We start from the raw sequence: 2423 nt of genomic DNA, 5'->3' as shown, positions 1-2423 counted from the left end.
GCCCAAGCGAGGACGGGTGAGGGCCCCACGGCAGCCGAGGCCTCGGTGACGGAGCCAGCCGCCGCGCCGGGGCCGGCGTGACACAAGGCACTGGCTCCCTTCCCCCGCGCAGTTTGCGGGGGAAGGGCTGGGGATGGGGGGCGCCGGCCCGCACACCGCACCTCAGGACCCACACCGAAGATCCCCCCTCTCCGCACGCAGTTCGTGCGGGGAGGGGCCGGGGGAGGGGCACCCGGGGGGCGGGCCTCCGCCTAGCGCGTTCCGCCGGGCCGCAGGCGCTCCACCGCCTCCGCCACGCGGCGGCCGGCGGACTCGATGGCGTCGGCGGTGGTGGCGTGGGCCGTCTCCGCCGCGTCCTGCACCGTCTTCAGCAGCGAACCCGGCTCCAGCCCCATCCCCTCCAGCACGCCCTCCACCCACGCGTAGTGCGCCTCCTCGTCGCGCGCCGCCGCGCGGAGGATGGTGGCGACGGCCGGCTCGTGCGGATCGTCGGCGTGGCGGCGGTACTTGTCGCGCACCTGCCGCTCGTTGGCCTTGAACGCCATCAGCAGGGCGCGGTCGTCGCCCGCGGCGCCCAGGGCCTGCACCGCCAGCTTGAAGTGCCCCGTGGGCAGGTGCGGCATCTGCACCGGCACCCCGCCGCGGTCCTGGATCAGCCCCGTCAATTGCGTGATGTGCCGCTGGTGGTCGCCCCGAAAGCCCGCCAGCGTCTCCCGGTACTCCGCGTTGCTGATCCGCCCGATGGCGATGGAGTACGCCTGCACCGCATCGTGGTCCAGCGCCAGCAGGTCGTTCAGCAGCGCGATCTGCTCCGCGCCCGAGGGCCCCATCCCGCTTTCCGTCATCGCGCATCCCTCCGCAGCAGCCGGCCGTCCACCGGGGCGGCCGTGGTTACCGTCGTGACCCGCGCCTCAGTGCTCCACCTTGGGAATCTGCTCGCCCCCGGGCAGCAGCGGCCGCTTGGTGCGCAGGTTGAAGCCGTACCCCTCGGGAAGGGTGTGGAGCGCCGTGTCGGTGATGGCCAGCGTTTCGTCGTCGGACGCGTCGGGCGCGTTGGTGTGGCTGACGCGGCCGTTGAACACCATCACCACGCCTGCGCCGATCACGGTGAAGCGGTCTCCGGGAACGAGGTCGATCGCCGTGTTCTCGTCGATGCCGATGCCCAGCACCTGGGGATTGTGCGCAAAGATGGTCATCAGGCGGCTGACCCGGCCGCGCTGGCTGAAGTGCGTGTCGACCACGGTGTCGCGCCAGTAGCCCAGCCCCGGCGCCAGGCTCACGTCCTCGCGCTTCACCGTGCCCTCGCTCTTGCCGCCGATGAGCATCACGCTGCTCATGGCGGCGGCGCCGGCGCTGGTGCCGCCTACCACCAGGTTGTCGCCGTACAGCCGCGTCCTCACCATCTCACCGAACGCGGTCCCGGCCACCAGCGCCGTCAGCCGCAGCTGGTCGCCGCCGGTAAAGAAGACGCCCGTGGCCTCGCGGGTGAACTCCAGAAGGTCCGGGTCCTCGGCTTCGTCGCGGCTGTCGATGGGGGCCGGAAACACCGCGGCCACGCCGATCTTGTCGAGCAGCCGCTCGTAGGTGTCGGCCTTGTCGTGCGGGTTTTCCGAAGGCGACGAGCAGACGACGATCCGCGCAGAGGGCCCGCCGCACATTTTCACGAAGTGCGGCAGGATCTTCATGTCGTCCTCGTCGGGATCTTCCGCGCCGCCGATCACCAGCAGGTGCCCCATCCGCTGCGCGTGGCCGCCCGCCTCTACGTCCTGCTGGCCGTTGCGGCCCTGCTGCTCTTCCTGGTCCTCGGCCATTTGCGCTCTTTCCTCGTTCCCCGTCCGCCCTGCCCCGCGCGCCCCTCGTGGGTGCGCGGTCAGTCGTCGTCGCCGCCCTCGTTCTTGCGCCCGGACAGGTGGATCTCCCGGTCGCTGTCCTTCAGCCAGTTCTCCTGGCACGTCAGCGTGCCGTCGCGCACCATCATCTTGCCCCGCGACATCACGTTGACGATTTCCAGCGAGCCTTCCTCGAGCATCACCAGGTCGCCCACGAAGGCTTTCCGGATCTCGCCCTTTTCCCGCAGCTTCAGGATGCGCCCCGTGTTGCGGGTGATCATGGGCAGCATCTGTTCCAGCGTGAAACCATGCTCCAGCACGCACTCGCGCACCTGCCGCCACACCAGCCCGTGCCCGGTCATGGACGCGTCGGACGAAACCGTCAGCCGCTCGGGGTTTCCGCCGTGGTCCAGCCAGTAGCGCACCCAGCGGTGAAGGTCGCCCTCCACCACGTCCATGTCGCAGGGCATTCCCTGGTTGGAGATCTCGATGGCCTCGTCCACCAGCTTTTCGGTGCGCTCCACGTGCGTGGCGTAGAACCACGAGGGCTTTACGTCGAAGCCGTTCAGCACGTCGCGCAGCACCGAAAGCCGG

General features: G+C 70.3%; 2 protein-coding genes and 1 pseudogene. All 3 read right to left on the bottom strand.

Annotated features, from left to right (window positions below; translation table 11 throughout):
• Nucleotides 1–251: 251 nt before the first annotated feature.
• Nucleotides 252–845, bottom strand: coding sequence for a ferritin-like domain-containing protein (locus VIB55_RS09740; protein WP_331876457.1), 594 nt, complete (start codon nucleotides 843–845; stop codon nucleotides 252–254).
• A gap of 66 nt (nucleotides 846–911) precedes the next feature.
• Nucleotides 912–1811, bottom strand: a complete 900-nt coding sequence (locus VIB55_RS09735; protein WP_331876456.1) for a cyanophycinase — start codon at nucleotides 1809–1811, stop codon at nucleotides 912–914.
• Between the two features lie 59 nt (nucleotides 1812–1870).
• Nucleotides 1871–2423, bottom strand: a pseudogene (locus VIB55_RS09730) (hypothetical protein); the annotation flags it as partial.

Source organism: Longimicrobium sp. (assembly GCF_036554565.1).
Lineage (GTDB): Bacteria > Gemmatimonadota > Gemmatimonadetes > Longimicrobiales > Longimicrobiaceae > Longimicrobium.
Note: the sequence above shows the minus strand (reverse complement) of the source record. Positions and strands in the feature narration are given on the sequence as shown.